Raw genomic sequence first — 15,253 nt, 5'->3', positions numbered from 1 at the left:
TTCATTGGTAAGTGTTACCCTTATACTTCAACAGAGAGTAATTGTAATCCTTTAATTCAACTTATATAGGAAATTTATTTCAATAATCGATATGATAAAAAGAATAGATAGTTGAAGAGGAGAGATTTCATATGCAGGCACAGTTTGAAGCGCTTATTTTTGACTTAGATGGTGTAATTGTTGATACAATATATACTACCAAGCAAATAAAATGATTGCTGATGAAACAGGTGTTCATTTTACACACGATTGGAATCAACAAATCCAGGGAATTAGCCGCTATGAGACAGTTAAGCAAATTGTAAGACAAAGTGACAAATTTTATTCTGAAGAAGAGATGCATGCATTAGCGGAAAAGAAAAACCGTCATTATCAAGTGTTAATTGAAACGTTAGATGAAAAGGCCATCTTACCAGGCATTTTTCAGTTGATAAAAGAAGCAAAAGCAGCTGAGACCAAGCTTGCAATCGCTTCTTCTAGTTCAAACGCGATGCATGTATTAGAAAAAATCGGTTTGCAGTCTTATTTTGATAAGGTTGTAACCAGTAGAGACGTAACGCATGGGAAGCCAGATCCAGAAATTTTTTTAACAGCAGCAAAAGAGATAGGTACCCACCCTAAAAACTGTGTTGCGATTGAGGATGGAATTGCAGGCTTAACCGCGATTAAACAAACGGATATGTTTTCCATAGGAGTAGGATTACATGAAGGAATGGAACAAGCGGATTGGCAAGTAGCTTCTACTCATGAACTAACGTTTAAGAGCGTGAACAAGAAGTTTGTAAACCGTTAATTGGCTGAATGTAACGTCGTCTATACAAATACTTATTATATTGTTTACATAGAAGTCAAAGACTACGTAATAAAACATGTTAACCTAAAAATAAAAAACAGCAGGGGGACTCAGAATGATTAAATGCGTTGCAACTGACATGGATGGAACATTAGTAAATAGCGAACAAAAAATTAGTGTAGAGAACAGCAAAGCAATTAAAGCTGCACAGCGTGAAGGTGTAGAAGTTATTGTGGCGACTGGACGCTCTTATGAAGAAGCTGCTTTTTTACTAAAAGAAGCTGGCATTGAGACGTTTCTTATTTGTATAAATGGAGCAGAGGTAAGAAATAAAAAAGGTGAGAAGTTAGAAGCGTTTGGAATGTCTCTGGATAAAATTAAAGCTGTTGAAGAGGTTTTTAATAAGCATGAGCTGTACTTTGAGGTGTATACAAGTGATGGAACATACTCAAATGACTATGATAAAGCACTTTCTGTTGTAATGGATATTTATATAAGTGCTAGCTTAAAAAATCAATACGATGAGTTATTAAAAGCAGCTAAAAAGCGATTTGAAGAAGGAAAAGTAAAGTTAATTGAAGAGTATGAGCCACTCTTTCAGGATTCAAATATATTGATTTATAAAATGTTGGCTTTCTCATTCGATGATGAGAAGCTAAATCGTGCGCGTGAAGAGTTAAAATCTTTTCATGGAATTGCTGTAAGCTCTTCAGGTAAAGAAAATATTGAAGTGAATAGTGAAGAAGCTCAAAAAGGAATTGCATTAGAAAAGTTCGTCAAAAGCCGAGGTATCTCCTTACAAGAAACAATGGCAATTGGTGATAATTATAATGACCTTTCGATGTTTCATAAAGCAGGAAGAGCCGTTGCAATGGGCAATGCACCGGATGAAATAAAGCGTCATGCTCATGTCGTAACAAAAACGAATGATGAACATGGTGTAGCGGAAGCTATTGAGAGTATCTTTAAGCCAGTATAAAAAGCACGCGCAAGCGTGCTTTTAATTTGTTATTAACACATTTTTACGACGATAAGCACCGTGGTTTGTTGGACCTACGTATTGGTTTAATGGGAAAGAATGGCGAATTGCTTCAGTAATAAACTCTTTAGCTGTATAAATAGCTGATTTTACATCATTACCTTTGGCTAATTGTGCTGTAATCGCTGCAGAGTATGTGCAGCCAGCCCCATGAGTGAAAGTCGTTTGGATTAGTTCAGATTCTAACAGTTCAAATGTTTGGCCGTCATATAGAACGTCTACAGCCTTATCGTGATTTAGTTTACTTCCGCCTTTAACTAATACAAACTGTGCACCTAGATCATGGATTTTTTTCGCAGCTTCTTTCATTTCATCAATTGTTTTAATAGCTCCAAGGCCGCTTAATTGTCCTGCTTCAAACAAGTTTGGAGTAACAACCGTTGCTCTTGGCACTAATACATCGCGTAGACTAACTGCTGTTTCTGGGTGTAATACTTCATCTTCCCCTTTACACACCATAACAGGATCAATTACTACATTTTTAAGAGCGTGCTCATCAATTACTTTTGCTGCTAGCTCAATAATTTCAACTGAGCCCAGCATGCCTATTTTAAGAGCCTGCACACCTACGCCTTTTACAATGGTGTCTAACTGTTTGGCAACAGTTGATGTTTCTTGTGGAAAAACATTGTGTGACCAGCCGTTTTCTGGATCCATTGTAACAATTGTAGTAAGAGCGGTCATGCCATAAACACCTAACTCTTGAAATGTTTTTAAATCGGCTTGAATACCTGCACCACCACTAGTATCTGAGCCAGCAATTGTTAGTACTTTATTCATACTCATGGAGAATCTCCCTTCAATCTAAGCTATTTATTTTCTTCTATTCTAGCGCTTTTATAGTAGAGATTCAATTTACAAAATTAAACTTTTTAGAATTAACAATAACTATTCAATGAGAGGTAATAATATTTTACTAATATATAATTCAAAAGGGAGGAATAGGAGGGTGAGAGATGATGGATGTTTTCTTTGAATAATTTGTTATAAACAACAAGAGTTTGGGACATAACAAAATGATTGCTTCTAAAAGACGAACACTAGCTGTTCCCATCTCTTTAGTTTGTCTCAACACGTTCATTCCATTGCGCTACGGTCACTCGCTTTCCGCGGGGAGGAACCTGAGTTTCCTCGCTGCGCTGCGGAATCTCCGTTTTCCCTCTCTTTCCCGCAGGAGTCGAGTGTCCTACGCTCCATTCCACCCCGTTTCCAACATTGTTTTCACAGTCAACAAAAAACCTGAACGATTAAAAGTTATGAGCTCTCAATCGTTCAGGTATAGTAGAGGCTGAACTACTTATGTCTCAGTCTCTTGATTTATTAAATAGAAGTTAATTCTTTGTTTAAAGCAACTTCAACCGGTACATAATCATAGCCTAGGTCGCGTGCAACTGCTTCATACGTAATTGCGCCATTTGCTACGTTTACACCTAATTTAAGTGCTGGATTTTCTTGAATTGCTTTATAAGCACCTTTAGACGCAATTTGTAAAGCGTATGGTACAGTTACGTTTGTAAGAGCAATTGTAGATGTACGAGGTACTGCACCTGGCATATTTGCAACAGCATAGTGAACTACACCGTGCTTTTCGTACGTTGGTTGATCGTGAGTAGTGATATGATCAACTGTTTCAACAATACCACCTTGGTCAATTGCTACGTCAACAATAACAGATCCTGGTTTCATTGATTGTACCATTTCTTCTGTTACAAGCTTAGGTGCTTTTGCACCTGGGATTAACACAGCGCCAATCAATAAGTCTGCTTGAGCAACAGCATCAGCGATGTTATAAGGGTTTGAAACCAGCGTATTGATTTGGTTTCCGAAAATGTCGTCTAATTGACGAAGGCGTTCAGGGCTTAGGTCAATAATTGTTACATCTGCACCAAGTCCGATTGCTAACTTAGCAGCATTTGTTCCAACAACACCGCCACCAATAATTGTTACTTTTCCGCGGCTTACTCCAGGTACGCCAGCTAATAGAATTCCTTTACCGCCGTTTGATTTTTGTAAGAATTGAGCACCGATTTGAGAAGCCATGCGTCCCGCTACTTCACTCATTGGTGTTAATAATGGCAACGTTCTGTTTACTGCAACTGTTTCATATGCGATAGCCGTGACACCTTTATCTTTAAGCGCTTGTGCTAAAGCAGGTTCTGCAGCTAAGTGTAAATAAGTAAATAAAATTAAACCTGGGCGGAAATAATCATATTCGCTAGGTAGAGGCTCTTTTACTTTCATGACCATTTCAGCTTGAGCCCAAACGTCAGCAGCTAATTCAACAATTTCTGCTCCAGCTTTCATGTAGTCTTCATTCGTAAATCCACTTCCGATTCCTGCTTCTGCTTCTACTAAGACACGATGACCTGTACCAACAAATGATGCTACTCCTGCAGGCGTAATCGCTACACGGTTTTCGTTGTTTTTAATCTCTTTTGGTACACCAATAATCATAATATGTTTCCTCCCTTAAAATAGACGAAATCTTATTTCTAGCTACAGTATATAAAAAACTTCTTTCTTTTTCTTTGTCAGGAAAAAAGAAATCAATCGTATTATTTTGTGAAAACACACAAACGGAAGCGTTTACTATTTTGATTTTTCTGATTATTTGTTAGTTGTTCTGACATAGGTTGGGTCTTTTGGTCTATCAATAAGCAAAGAGCCATCCTATATGCAGAATGGCTCTTTTACTTAATTTGATGGGTTATTTTTATATTTTTGTAATTTAATATCCAAATAAAGCGTAATTTTTTGGTTTGTATCTTTTAAGTTAATATCGCCAATCTCTGAAATACGCTTTAAACGGTAACTTAAAGTATTAATGTGAACGTTTAAAACTTTAGCAGCATCGTTAATGTTGTTGTCTGAATCTAAAAATACTTCGAGTGTTTCCACTAAGGTGCTATTGTGGCGCAAATCATACTCGTTTAATTTAGCTAATGAGTAATTTTCAAAGTGATCTTGCGTTCTTTTCTCTAGCAGTACATCTAAAAATTGATAGATCCCTAATTCTTGATAGCCTGCGATGTGGGCCGTTTCTTTCGGGAACTTTCTCTTAATGTTCAATACGTTTAGTGCTTCATTGTAACTTTTGGCGATATGGTCATAAGAAGAATACACGCTGCTAAAGCTAGCTTCAATTTGCTCAATTGAGAACCTTTCTTTCATTGTATCTTTAAAGAATGTTACAAAATCATGCTGATCTTTTAATGGAGTTAAAATTGAATCCAAAGAAAGGAACAGAATAAGATCATTGCAATCAATTGTATATAGAATAATTTTCAAACGATGCATGGTTTTTAGTAAATAAGAAATTTGGCGTTCAGCTTCTGGCATAATATCTTCCTGAAATCGAAATACTGCAATTGAAAAAGACGTGGGTGGAGTAATTTGCGCATCATAAAAAGCTTGCGTGATATCCTCTTTTGACTCCATATGTCCTGTGAGCAGCTTCCAAAAAAACTCTTGTGAACGTTCTTCGCGCTTATATTTACGAATTTGAAGTTGAAGTAATTTATTGCAAAGTACGGTAGCAGCTTTTTTTAATAGAAGTAACTCTTCTTCATTTAAGGTTTTATCGACTTCTACAGCCCAAATAAAACCTAATACTTCGTCGTTTTTCCAAATTGAAATAGCTACACGATTCCCTAGTCCAATTTCATTGATATTTTCAACGCGAATAGGGTCATCCGTTTTTAATAATTGAGGAATAATACCTTCTTTCCACAAGTTATTAATTACTTTCTCGGGTACGCGTCGACCGATAATCGTTGCGATACGCGCCTGATCTGTCCGCTCGTCATGCGTACTATATGCCAAAAGACGGTGGTTCGAATCTTCAATAGTAATTGGGCATTGTAAAACTTCACTAATACGGTCTGCAAACTCTTCAAGTGTGTCAAAGTTTTCCTTAAATGGATCTCGAATCGGTTTGTTCATATTAAATCCCTCTTTAATAAAAATAATTACATATTGATTTATCATAAATCTTTTGATAATCTTTTGACTATTGATTAAAAACATTTTGTGAAAATAGACAAAAACAAACTATCCTTTTTAATGATTTTAACAAAAAAACTTGTCTGAGAAAATGTTAAAATTATATCAGGGAATCATTTATTAGAGCTTATTTAGAATGTAAGCGCTAACAGATGGGGAGGAAGCATCAATGGACATTCTAGATATTTTAGGGAAAATCAATGGAATTCTTTGGGGAACACCGAGCTTAATTCTTTTATTTGGGACAGGCTTATTTTTAACCTTTGCATTAAGGGGTTTACAGTTCCGTAAGTTGATGTATGCGTTCAAATTAGGATTTACAAAAGAAAAAGAAGAAGATGCAAAAGCTGAAGGTGATGTAAGTAATTTTAAAGCCTTGATGACAGCTTTGGCTGCAACAATTGGTAACGGTAATATCGCTGGTGTAGCCACGGCTATCACGTTAGGTGGCCCAGGGGCAATCTTCTGGATGTGGATTGTAGGTTTACTGGGTATGGCTACAAAGTACGCTGAAGCATTATTAGCAATGAAATTCCGTGTGAAAAATGATAAAGGTGAGTACTCAGGCGGTCCGATGTACTATGTGGAAAAAGGGCTGGGACCGAAATTTAAAATTTTGGCTATCGCATTTGCTCTTTTTGGAGCCTTTGCAGCATTAGGTATTGGAAACAGCGTTCAGTCTAATACCATTGCAAGCGTTGTAGATGAAAGCTTTGGTATTAGTGGAATTGTGACGGGAATCGTATTAGCGGTTTTAACAACTCTGATCATCTTTGGTGGTATTCAACGCATTAGTACCGTAGCAGGGTTTTTTGTACCGATGATGGCTTTACTATACATTGCAGGGTCATTATTAATTATTTTCTTAAACGTTGATAAAATTATTCCATCATTTGCATTGATTTTCGAATATGCATTTTCACCAGTAGCTGCAACAAGTGGATTTGTTGGTATCGCGGTTTCTGAAGCAATTCGTAGTGGGGTATCACGTGGAATCTTCTCAAATGAAGCCGGTTTAGGAACAGCAGCTTTAATTGCAGGAAATGCTCGGTCGGATCATCCGGTTAAACAAGCCCTTGTAGCGATGACGGGTACATTCATTGTCACCATCATCGTTTGTACGATGACGGGGTTAGTACTAATTATTACAGGCTTCTGGGATCCAACAGGAGGTGCTATCTCTGGTGTGGCGCATAATGCCAACTTAGATGGCGGAGCTTTAACTTCAGCAGCCTTTGCGTCGTCCTTAGGTCAAATTGGTGAATATATTGTTGCATTTTCTGTTATTTTTTTCGGATTCTCAACAATTGTAGGTTGGTATGTATACGGAGAAAAATGTTTTGAATATTTATTTGGTACGAAAGCAACAGGTCTTTATCGTACAATTTATGTAGCGGCTTGTGGCCTTGGAGCAGTAGCAAACTTAACGGTTGTTTGGGCGTTTGCAGATATGGCAAATGCGCTGATGATGATTCCAAACTTAATTGCTCTTGTGTTGTTATATAAGGTTGTTGTTCATGAAACAAACGATTATTTTGAAAATCATTATAAAGTAGCAACAATGAAAAAAGCAAGCTAATATTAAAAGAGACTGAGACATAAGTAGTTCAGTCCTTACTATACCTGAACGATTGAGAGTTTCTCACTTTTAATCGTTCAGGTTTTTTGCTGATTGTGAAAACAATGTTGGAAACAGGGTGGAATGGAGCGTAGGACACTCGACTCCTGCGGGAAAGAGAGGGAAAACTGAGATCCCGCAGCGCAGCGAGGAAGCTCAGGTTCCTCCCCGCGGAAAGCGAGTGGCCGTAGCGCAATGGAACGAACGTGTTGAGACAAACTAAAGAGATGGGAACAGCTAGTGTTCGTCTTTTAGAAGCAATCATTTTGTTATGTCCCAAACTCTTCGTTTTTTTTAAAAATACAACCATGGTACTATACAAATATGTATAATAGATGATATGAAGGTTACTGCATTCTAGCTTGAATGTTTTTATGTGGTTCAGTTAAGATTAAAGTGACTAATTCATATTAAAAAACGAAGGGAAGAGAGAACATGACAAAGCAGCAAATTGGTGTTATTGGCTTAGCGGTTATGGGGAAAAACCTTGCGCTAAACATTGAAAGCAGAGGCTATTCAGTATCTGTTTACAACCGCTCACCGGAAAAAACAGAAGAGTTTTTAAAATCCGAGGCAGAAGGTAAAAACTTTGTTGGTACATACAGTGTCGAAGAGTTTGTTAATTCTCTTGAAAAACCACGTAAAATCTTATTAATGGTTAAAGCTGGTGCAGCAACAGATGCAACAATTGATTCATTAAAACCATACCTTGAAAAAGGTGATATTTTAATTGACGGTGGTAACACATTCTTCCAAGATACAATTCGTCGAAATAAAGAATTAGAAGAGCTTGGTATTAACTTTGTTGGTACAGGCGTTTCAGGTGGAGAAGAAGGTGCGCTAAAAGGTCCTTCAATCATGCCTGGTGGTCAAAAAGAAGCTTACGAGTTAGTAGAGCCAATCTTAAAGTCTATCTCTGCTAAAGTAAACGGAGATGACTGCTGCACATACATCGGACCAAATGGTGCGGGTCACTATGTAAAAATGGTTCATAACGGAATTGAATATGGTGATATGCAACTGATTTCTGAAGCGTATTTCATTATGAAAAACGTTTTAGGTTTAGAAGCAGATGAATTACATGAGGTATTTGCTGAGTGGAATAAAGGAGAGCTAGATAGCTATCTTATCGAAATTACAGCTGATATCTTTACAAAAAAAGACGACGAAACAGGCAAGCCGCTTGTTGATGTGATCTTAGATACAGCAGGACAAAAAGGTACTGGTAAATGGACAAGCCAAAGCTCATTAGACTTAGGTGTGCCTCTACCAATCATCACAGAATCTGTATTTGCTCGTTTTATTTCAGCAATGAAAGAAGAGCGTGTAAAAGCAAGTAAAGTATTAAGTGGTCCAGAAGCAACTTCTTACGAAGGCGATAAAACAGAACTAATCGAAGCAATTCGAAAAGCGCTATATATGACCAAAATTTGTTCATACGCACAAGGATTCGCTCAAATGAAAGCTGCGTCTGAAGAGTATGATTGGAATTTACAATATGGGGATATTGCGATGATCTTCCGCGGTGGTTGTATCATTCGTGCACAATTCCTACAAAAAATTAAAGAAGCATACGATCGTGATGCAGACTTAACAAACCTATTGTTAGACCCATACTTCAAAGACATCGTAGAAGGATATCAATCTGCGCTTCGTGAAGTTATTTCAATCGCGGTTAAACAAGGTATTCCAGTGCCAAGTTTCTCAAGCGCGTTAGCTTACTATGACAGCTACCGTACAGAAACACTGCCAGCAAACCTTTTACAAGCGCAACGCGACTACTTTGGAGCTCATACGTACCAACGTATTGATAAAGAAGGCGTATTCCACACTGAGTGGTTAAAATAATATAAATAAAAACGCAGCGAAATTCGCTGCGTTTTTATTTATATTATTTATCGTTTGAGAAGTTACTTTCCCCAACAGGCCACCATTGGAAGCCTTCTTCAGCAAGAAGAGCATCTGATGCTTTTGGTCCCATTGAACCTGATTCATAGTTCGGGAAGTCTTTTGCTTTATTTTGTTCCCAAGCTTCTGAAATAGTATCAACAAACTTCCATGATAGAGCAACTTCATCCCAATGTGTAAAGTTTGTTGCATCCCCAAGCATGCAATCGTAAATTAGGCGTTCATAAGCTTCTGGCGTATTCATCTTATCTCCGCAGTTGTTGCAGTAGTTAAGGTTAATTGGTGTAGAAGCCGTTGCTCCTGGTGTTTTACGCGCATTTAGGTGAAGAGTAATTCCTTCTTCTGGTTGAATATGAATTACAAGCAGGTTAGGGTGAATATCTTTACCACGATTGAAATATAAGTTCATTGGTAAATCTTTAAATTGAACAACAATCGTTGTTGCTTTTTCTTTCATGCGTTTACCTGTACGAATATAAATTGGCACACCAGCCCATCTAAAGTTGTCAATCATCAGTTTACCTGAAACGAATGTTGCAGTATTAGATTCTTCATCTACAGAATTTTCTTCACGGTAGCCAATTACTTCGTTTTCTTCCACGATACCTTTTCCATATTGGCCGCGTACAAAGTATTGATCTACCTCATCTATTGACATTGAACGAAGTGCGCGTAATACTTTTACCTTTTCGCTACGAATTTCTTCTGGTGTTAGTTTAATTGGTGGCTCCATAGCTAATAAAGCAACCATTTGTAAGATATGGTTTTGAACCATGTCACGTAGTGCACCTGAAGATTCGTAATAGCGTCCACGATCTTCTACACCAAGCGTTTCACTTGATGTAATTTGGATATTTGAAATATATTGGTTGTTCCAAAGTGGCTCAAATAAAGCATTTGCAAAGCGAATGACTTCGATGTTTTGAACCATTTCTTTTCCAAGGTAGTGGTCAATACGATAAATTTGATCTTCAGAGAAAGCGTGACGAATTTGTTCGTTAAGCTCTTTAGCAGATTGATAATCGTGACCAAATGGCTTTTCAATTACTAGACGACTCCAGCCTTCAGTAGCTGTTAAGCCTTCATTTTTTAAATTAGACGCAATTGTTCCAAAGAATTCTGGGGCCATTGCTAAATAGAAAATACGATTTCCAGGAACGTTATATTGTGTATCAAGCTCTTCTGTTAATGTTTTTAACTCTTGATAAGATTCTACGTTTGTAACGTCAAATGGCTGGTAGTAGAAGTGTGAAGCAAACTTATCAATATCAGTGTCTTCTGTTTGCAGATTACCTACAGACTTTTTAACATTTTCACGCAACTCTTCGTTTGTCCATGGTCTTCTGGCTACTCCAACAACTGCAAAATCTTCGGATAATTTATTTTCTCTGTATAAGCGGAAAATAGATGGAAATAGTTTGCGTTTTGCTAAATCACCTGTAGCTCCAAAAATTACAATAATTGATTTTGGTTGTTCATTTGTCATTGCTTCTAGACCCTCTCTTTATCAAAATTACGTTTAGTGTACGCTAATATATCTAATATAAAATTGTAACGATTTATAAATGGTAAAGCAAATCTATATGATTTGTAGTTATTATTCCATGTTTTGAATGAGTTTAAAAGTATTTTGTTTGGTAAATGAAAAAAAGCTACGCCAATTGAATGGCGGTAGCTAAGTTTTGAAAGCGCTATCTGTATTGATATAATGCACCTAATGATTTTTTACCATCTAAAAAAGAATGCGAAGAGTCCGTATATAAAAAAATTGGACAATGTTCTAGCAACGGGTGCTTTTGAAAGAATAATTTTTCAGAATGATATAGGGTATTTAAATAGACAGGCAAAATTTCTAAGAAGTGAATATAACGCTCTAGTGCTGCATCTTCTGAAATAGTATGGTCAATATAAAAATAAAGTGAAAGTGAATAGAAGCCTTTATTAAATAAAAAAGACGCCAAGCATTCATTACGACTTTTGCTGATATGATCGTAGGCAAATTCTAAACCGACGTAAATGGATGGTATTGACGATTGATGAGATGGGAAAATGGTATATTTTCGAGGAATCATCGGTTCGGTAGGTGTAATTCCTAATCCATATGTGACATCTACTTGGCGGGGACTAGCAATTATCATATAAACCCCTCCTTATATGAAAAGATGCACTCCTTATAGTGTATACAAAAGCGACTTGAACATGACTTCAACTGGAGAGATATGGTGATTATAATGTGCTCTTCACTGAAAGTGTAGAGTTTAGGTACAATAACAAAAGAGTGAATGGTTACACAATGATTAAATATGAAGGGAATGAATGGGATGTCTATTTTTAAAAATGATTGGAATGAGTTATTAAAGGCAGAATTCGAAAAGGAATATTATATCCAACTTCGTCAATTCCTTGTAAATGAATATAATAGTGAAACTGTATATCCTGAACGTTATGATATTTTTAACGCTCTACATTATACCCCTTACAAGGATGTTAAGGTTTTATTATTGGGTCAAGACCCTTATCACGGACCTGGTCAAGCTCACGGTTTAAGCTTTTCAGTTCAGCCCGGAGTGAAAACGCCGCCTTCACTTGTCAATATTTATAAAGAATTACATCAAGAGCTTGGTTGTGAAATTCCCAATAATGGATATTTGATTAAATGGGCTAAGCAGGGAGTGTTGCTTTTAAACACGGTATTAACGGTTCGACGCAGCGAACCGAATTCCCATAAAGGAAAAGGGTGGGAGATTTTCACAGATCGCATTATTGAACTGGTTGCACAAAAAGAGGAACCTGTGGTGTTCTTACTTTGGGGTAAGCATGCGCAAGCCAAGAAAAGCTTAATTACGGGAAATCACCATTTAATTTTAGAGAGTCCTCATCCAAGTCCATTCTCTGCTAACCGTGGATTTTTTGGCAATAATCATTTTCGCTTAACGAATGATTTTTTACAAAAGCATGAGTGTACGCCAATTGATTGGCAAATTGATAACATCAAATCATGAACATTTATCGAACTACAATTGAATCATCGCTCAGCCTGTGAATTTTTGATAAACTATAAACAGATTAGATTCGCAATGGGCAAAGTAAAAGAGGTGAAATAATGGAAATAAAGTTAGAACAGCTATTAGATAAAATGAGCGCAGAGCTAGCAAAAGCGAAACAAGAAGCGCATCATTCTGCTCGCGTGAGAGATCAATTAATTGCAATTAAAACATTATGTGAACTGGCATTAACGGATGGAAATTCTTCTTCAGTACAACCAACGGCTCCATCAAGCGTTGTTATGCCTTCACAAATTCAAGCTCAGCCTTCGATGCAACAACAAATTATTCAATCATCTACGCAAAATTTTGAAGGGAAAAAGCTTGCTTCAGACGATGCTAACGGGGATAGCTTATTTGATTTTTAAAAAAGGGGTAGAGACATGAAAATCTTTGTTATTTTAGGTGCTATTAATGCAGCTTTAGCTGTTGCGTTAGGTGCATTCGGCGCTCACGGTTTAGAAGGTAAGATATCGGAGAAATATTTAGAGGTATGGAAAACAGGCGTCCAGTATCATATGTTTCATGCTATTGGTTTATTCGTAGTCGCTCTTTTACTTGCAAAAGCTCCTCAGTCATCATTGTTGTCAACGTCAGGTTGGCTTATGATGGCTGGTATTATATTATTTTCAGGTAGCTTATATGTTTTAAGTATATCCGGAATTAAGGTGCTAGGTGCCATAACGCCTCTGGGTGGAGTGGCTTTCATCACAGCGTGGATATTGATTGTTATTGCAGCCTTAAAGTGGTGAAAAAAAGGCCCCTAGCGTTCAGCTAGGGGCCTTTTATCTATTATCGAGGTGAATAGTTGCTTAATGGAGGTCCGCTACTGTTAAATGGATAGTCATACTGAATTTCCTCATCGAACGTAATATAATCTAAGTAAACCATTAATAGTAAGTAGCGTTTCCCTGTTTGGGGATCACTTAAGATCAAGTGGTCACGCCCAGCAGCTTCAATAATACCTTTAAAGACTTTAGAGTTCCATTGGTTATTATTTTCAAATGTCATATAAACCGTTGCAACTTTTCCGCGGTTTAGACGCAAAATGTTTTCAATATATGACTCTTCTAGTGGTAGCTGACCAGGGGCTTGAGGCGCCCCTGATCCTCCGGAAGGAATTTGAGGAGGCATTTGTCCCGATGGACTTTGTTGCTGACCTCCACCAACTCCTTGTGGCTGTTGATAAGGCGTATAGTAAGGATAGTTATAGCTCATATATGGGTTTTGCATATAAGGCTGGGTCTGATTTTGATTACCTTTTGGCTTTTTCATAGTACCCTCCTTTAATTCTACATGTATTTAGTAAACGCTCGGACAATCTGCTCGAGTTGGTGCAAAAAAGCAATGAGACTTGAATCTTCCGGTATTTGGTTGGTTATACCATGTAGCGGGACAGCTGCCGCCTGGTTTAAAAAACATAGAGAATTCGTAGCTGGCTGGTGAAAATCTTTCTCCTCTTAATGCACGGCGAGCTAAATCAATTTCTGCTTGCCGTGCACGCTGATAAAAATATCCTTTCTGCTTGGCTTCAAAGCCTCCAGGGCTTTGGAAGACCATCTGTCTAATAGTTCGAATATTTTTAAAGTCTAAACAAGAGGCTCTTGCTCGGTTAACACCCACATTACCTACAAGGAGCATTCCTTGTTTTCCTTCACCTTAAGCTTCAGCTCGAAGAAGTCTGGCTAGAAGCTTAACATCTTCTTCGGTGTGCGCGACAACCGCCATTTCCTCACCTCACTTACCTGTGACGCTATTGTATGTATATGAATAAAAGAAGAGAATATGACCATAAAAAAGCACAAAAAATGCTTCCCCTAATGAGAGGGGAAGCAAAAAGGTTTAGACTGAAAGGAAATGACTGAATCGATCAATTTCAAGTAAGTTACCAACAAAGAAGCTACCAAATTCTCCGTAGCGTGCACTTACCTCATCAAATCTCATTTCATATACGAGTTTTTTAAATTGTAATACGTCATCAGCGAATAGCGTAACGCCCCATTCGTAGTCATCAAAGCCAACAGAGCCCGTAATGATTTGTTTTACTTTACCTGCATATTGACGACCAATCATGCCGTGACTACGCATTAAGCTACGACGCTCTTCCATCGGTAACATGTACCAGTTGTCGTTACCTTGACGGCGCTTATCCATTGGATAGAAGCAAACATACTTCGATTTTGGAAGAGTCGGGTATAAGCGTGCACGGATATGTGGATTTTCATATGGATCTTCACCTGCTGGTAAGTAGTTACTTAGCTCAACAACGGATACATACGAGTAAGCTGGCACGGTAAATTCTGCTAGCTTTGTTTTATTAAATTCATTTTCAATTTCATTTAATTCTTCCATTGTTGGACGTACAAGCATGATCATAAAATCTGCTTTTTGACCGACAATACTATATAGTGCATGACTTCCTTCAGCTGCATTTTCCGTACTTGTCCATTTTTCTGTTAAAGCTAAAAATTCATGGATAGCTGTTTCGCGTTCTTTATTTGATAACTGTTTCCATGCTGTCCAATTAATTGTTCGAAAATCATGAAGAGCATACCATCCATCTAGTGTTTGAGCTGCTTCTGCCATATTCTTTCACTCCTAAATTACAGTATAATGACTTCTAGTTTTACTATATCATAGTTTATCCGAATGATTGGATTGAAAAACTCATGAATTGTGATTAAAAAAGCACAATTTACGCTATGATAAAAGGGAAGTTGAAAGTATATTTAATTGAATTTTAGGAATTTAAAGACTTTTTATGGTTATCAAATTGTTAAAGGACATGCCTTTGATTTTTTTTCGAAGTGGAGTATCCTATTACGTGGAAACTGTTTTTTAACATATTG

The 15,253-nt window shown here is 37.3% G+C and carries 16 protein-coding genes and 1 pseudogene; 8 read left to right on the top strand and 9 right to left on the bottom strand.

Annotated elements, in window-relative coordinates; translation table 11 throughout:
• The first annotated feature begins 190 nt into the window (after nucleotides 1–190).
• Together pgmB and AC1UFB_RS18015 are read left to right on the top strand one after the other, a co-directional pair.
• Nucleotides 191–793, top strand: coding sequence for a beta-phosphoglucomutase (gene pgmB / locus AC1UFB_RS18020; protein WP_482589654.1), 603 nt, complete (start codon nucleotides 191–193; stop codon nucleotides 791–793).
• Between the two features lie 115 nt (nucleotides 794–908).
• Complete coding sequence (locus AC1UFB_RS18015; protein ID WP_482589652.1) at nucleotides 909–1,772, top strand: Cof-type HAD-IIB family hydrolase; 864 nt, start codon at nucleotides 909–911, stop codon at nucleotides 1,770–1,772.
• 21 nt (nucleotides 1,773–1,793) lie between these two features.
• Here the strand turns inward: AC1UFB_RS18015 and pdxK are convergent, their stop codons facing one another.
• The 4 genes from pdxK to AC1UFB_RS17995 all read right to left on the bottom strand — a co-directional run bounded on the left by pdxK (nucleotide 1,794) and on the right by AC1UFB_RS17995 (nucleotide 5,774).
• Nucleotides 1,794–2,618: a pyridoxine/pyridoxal/pyridoxamine kinase gene (gene pdxK, locus AC1UFB_RS18010; protein WP_482589650.1), complete on the bottom strand. Its 825-nt coding sequence runs from the start codon at nucleotides 2,616–2,618 to the stop codon at nucleotides 1,794–1,796.
• Nucleotides 2,619–2,890: 272 nt separating this feature from the next.
• Nucleotides 2,891–3,034 carry a hypothetical protein gene (locus AC1UFB_RS18005; RefSeq protein ID WP_482589648.1) on the bottom strand — a complete coding sequence of 48 codons (144 nt, stop codon included), beginning with the start codon at nucleotides 3,032–3,034 and terminating at the stop codon, nucleotides 2,891–2,893.
• Nucleotides 3,035–3,152: 118 nt separating this feature from the next.
• Complete coding sequence (gene ald, locus AC1UFB_RS18000; protein WP_061786190.1) at nucleotides 3,153–4,286, bottom strand: alanine dehydrogenase; 1,134 nt, start codon at nucleotides 4,284–4,286, stop codon at nucleotides 3,153–3,155.
• 240 nt (nucleotides 4,287–4,526) lie between these two features.
• Nucleotides 4,527–5,774, bottom strand: a complete 1,248-nt coding sequence (locus tag AC1UFB_RS17995; RefSeq protein WP_482589646.1) for a PucR family transcriptional regulator — start codon at nucleotides 5,772–5,774, stop codon at nucleotides 4,527–4,529.
• A 229-nt stretch (nucleotides 5,775–6,003) separates the two neighbouring features.
• On the opposite strand from AC1UFB_RS17995, the gene AC1UFB_RS17990 reads away from it, so the two are divergent.
• From AC1UFB_RS17990 to gndA, 3 genes are all read left to right on the top strand, one after another.
• Nucleotides 6,004–7,413, top strand: a complete 1,410-nt coding sequence (locus tag AC1UFB_RS17990; protein WP_025910296.1) for an alanine/glycine:cation symporter family protein — start codon at nucleotides 6,004–6,006, stop codon at nucleotides 7,411–7,413.
• 118 nt (nucleotides 7,414–7,531) lie between these two features.
• Nucleotides 7,532–7,675 (top strand): hypothetical protein, encoded by a 144-nt coding sequence (locus AC1UFB_RS17985; protein ID WP_156413441.1) that lies wholly within the window; start codon nucleotides 7,532–7,534, stop codon nucleotides 7,673–7,675.
• A gap of 212 nt (nucleotides 7,676–7,887) precedes the next feature.
• A complete protein-coding gene (gene gndA, locus AC1UFB_RS17980) occupies nucleotides 7,888–9,300 on the top strand; it encodes an NADP-dependent phosphogluconate dehydrogenase (RefSeq protein ID WP_482589643.1) in 1,413 nt (470 codons plus the stop codon).
• Nucleotides 9,301–9,343: 43 nt separating this feature from the next.
• Here the strand turns inward: gndA and zwf are convergent, their stop codons facing one another.
• Nucleotides 9,344–10,846 carry a glucose-6-phosphate dehydrogenase gene (zwf, locus tag AC1UFB_RS17975; protein ID WP_025908700.1) on the bottom strand — a complete coding sequence of 501 codons (1,503 nt, stop codon included), beginning with the start codon at nucleotides 10,844–10,846 and terminating at the stop codon, nucleotides 9,344–9,346.
• Nucleotides 10,847–11,051: 205 nt separating this feature from the next.
• Entirely contained in the window at nucleotides 11,052–11,498 is a 447-nt protein-coding gene (locus AC1UFB_RS17970; protein WP_100346553.1) for a staygreen family protein, read from the bottom strand.
• Between the two features lie 183 nt (nucleotides 11,499–11,681).
• Here AC1UFB_RS17970 and AC1UFB_RS17965 point away from each other — a divergent pair, with 183 nt between their 5' ends.
• The 3 genes from AC1UFB_RS17965 (at nucleotide 11,682) to AC1UFB_RS17955 (ending at nucleotide 13,156) form a co-directional block, all read left to right on the top strand.
• Complete coding sequence (locus tag AC1UFB_RS17965; protein WP_100346554.1) at nucleotides 11,682–12,362, top strand: uracil-DNA glycosylase; 681 nt, start codon at nucleotides 11,682–11,684, stop codon at nucleotides 12,360–12,362.
• 101 nt (nucleotides 12,363–12,463) lie between these two features.
• A complete protein-coding gene (locus tag AC1UFB_RS17960; protein WP_025908703.1) occupies nucleotides 12,464–12,772 on the top strand; it encodes a YwdI family protein in 309 nt (102 codons plus the stop codon).
• Nucleotides 12,773–12,787: 15 nt separating this feature from the next.
• Nucleotides 12,788–13,156, top strand: a complete 369-nt coding sequence (locus tag AC1UFB_RS17955; protein WP_025908704.1) for a DUF423 domain-containing protein — start codon at nucleotides 12,788–12,790, stop codon at nucleotides 13,154–13,156.
• 40 nt (nucleotides 13,157–13,196) lie between these two features.
• Here AC1UFB_RS17955 and gerQ read toward each other — a convergent pair whose 3' ends face one another.
• The 3 genes and pseudogenes from gerQ to hemQ form a co-directional block, all read right to left on the bottom strand.
• Nucleotides 13,197–13,679, bottom strand: coding sequence for a spore coat protein GerQ (gerQ, locus tag AC1UFB_RS17950; RefSeq protein ID WP_100346555.1), 483 nt, complete (start codon nucleotides 13,677–13,679; stop codon nucleotides 13,197–13,199).
• Between the two features lie 27 nt (nucleotides 13,680–13,706).
• Nucleotides 13,707–14,132, bottom strand: a pseudogene (locus tag AC1UFB_RS17945) (cell wall hydrolase).
• Between the two features lie 114 nt (nucleotides 14,133–14,246).
• Nucleotides 14,247–14,990 carry a hydrogen peroxide-dependent heme synthase gene (gene hemQ / locus AC1UFB_RS17940; RefSeq protein WP_100346556.1) on the bottom strand — a complete coding sequence of 248 codons (744 nt, stop codon included), beginning with the start codon at nucleotides 14,988–14,990 and terminating at the stop codon, nucleotides 14,247–14,249.
• Between the last annotated feature and the right edge of the window lie 263 nt (nucleotides 14,991–15,253).

The organism is Priestia sp. KCTC 13724, assembly GCF_056820425.1.
Note: the sequence above shows the minus strand (reverse complement) of the source record. Positions and strands in the feature narration are given on the sequence as shown.

Bases quoted from the DNA above. Each gene is read 5' to 3' on its own strand.
- AC1UFB_RS17955 (WP_025908704.1), top strand. From the start codon at position 12,788: ATGAAAATCTTTGTTATTTTAGGTGCTATTAATGCAGCTTTAGCTGTT.
- AC1UFB_RS17990 (WP_025910296.1), top strand. From the start codon at position 6,004: ATGGACATTCTAGATATTTTAGGGAAAATCAATGGAATTCTTTGGGGA.
- AC1UFB_RS17960 (WP_025908703.1), top strand. From the start codon at position 12,464: ATGGAAATAAAGTTAGAACAGCTATTAGATAAAATGAGCGCAGAGCTA.
- AC1UFB_RS17995 (WP_482589646.1), bottom strand. From the start codon at position 5,774: ATGAACAAACCGATTCGAGATCCATTTAAGGAAAACTTTGACACACTT.
- hemQ (WP_100346556.1), bottom strand. From the start codon at position 14,990: ATGGCAGAAGCAGCTCAAACACTAGATGGATGGTATGCTCTTCATGAT.
- pdxK (WP_482589650.1), bottom strand. From the start codon at position 2,618: ATGAGTATGAATAAAGTACTAACAATTGCTGGCTCAGATACTAGTGGT.
- AC1UFB_RS17970 (WP_100346553.1), bottom strand. From the start codon at position 11,498: ATGATAATTGCTAGTCCCCGCCAAGTAGATGTCACATATGGATTAGGA.
- gndA (WP_482589643.1), top strand. From the start codon at position 7,888: ATGACAAAGCAGCAAATTGGTGTTATTGGCTTAGCGGTTATGGGGAAA.
- AC1UFB_RS17965 (WP_100346554.1), top strand. From the start codon at position 11,682: ATGTCTATTTTTAAAAATGATTGGAATGAGTTATTAAAGGCAGAATTC.
- zwf (WP_025908700.1), bottom strand. From the start codon at position 10,846: ATGACAAATGAACAACCAAAATCAATTATTGTAATTTTTGGAGCTACA.
- gerQ (WP_100346555.1), bottom strand. From the start codon at position 13,679: ATGAAAAAGCCAAAAGGTAATCAAAATCAGACCCAGCCTTATATGCAA.
- ald (WP_061786190.1), bottom strand. From the start codon at position 4,286: ATGATTATTGGTGTACCAAAAGAGATTAAAAACAACGAAAACCGTGTA.
- AC1UFB_RS18015 (WP_482589652.1), top strand. From the start codon at position 909: ATGATTAAATGCGTTGCAACTGACATGGATGGAACATTAGTAAATAGC.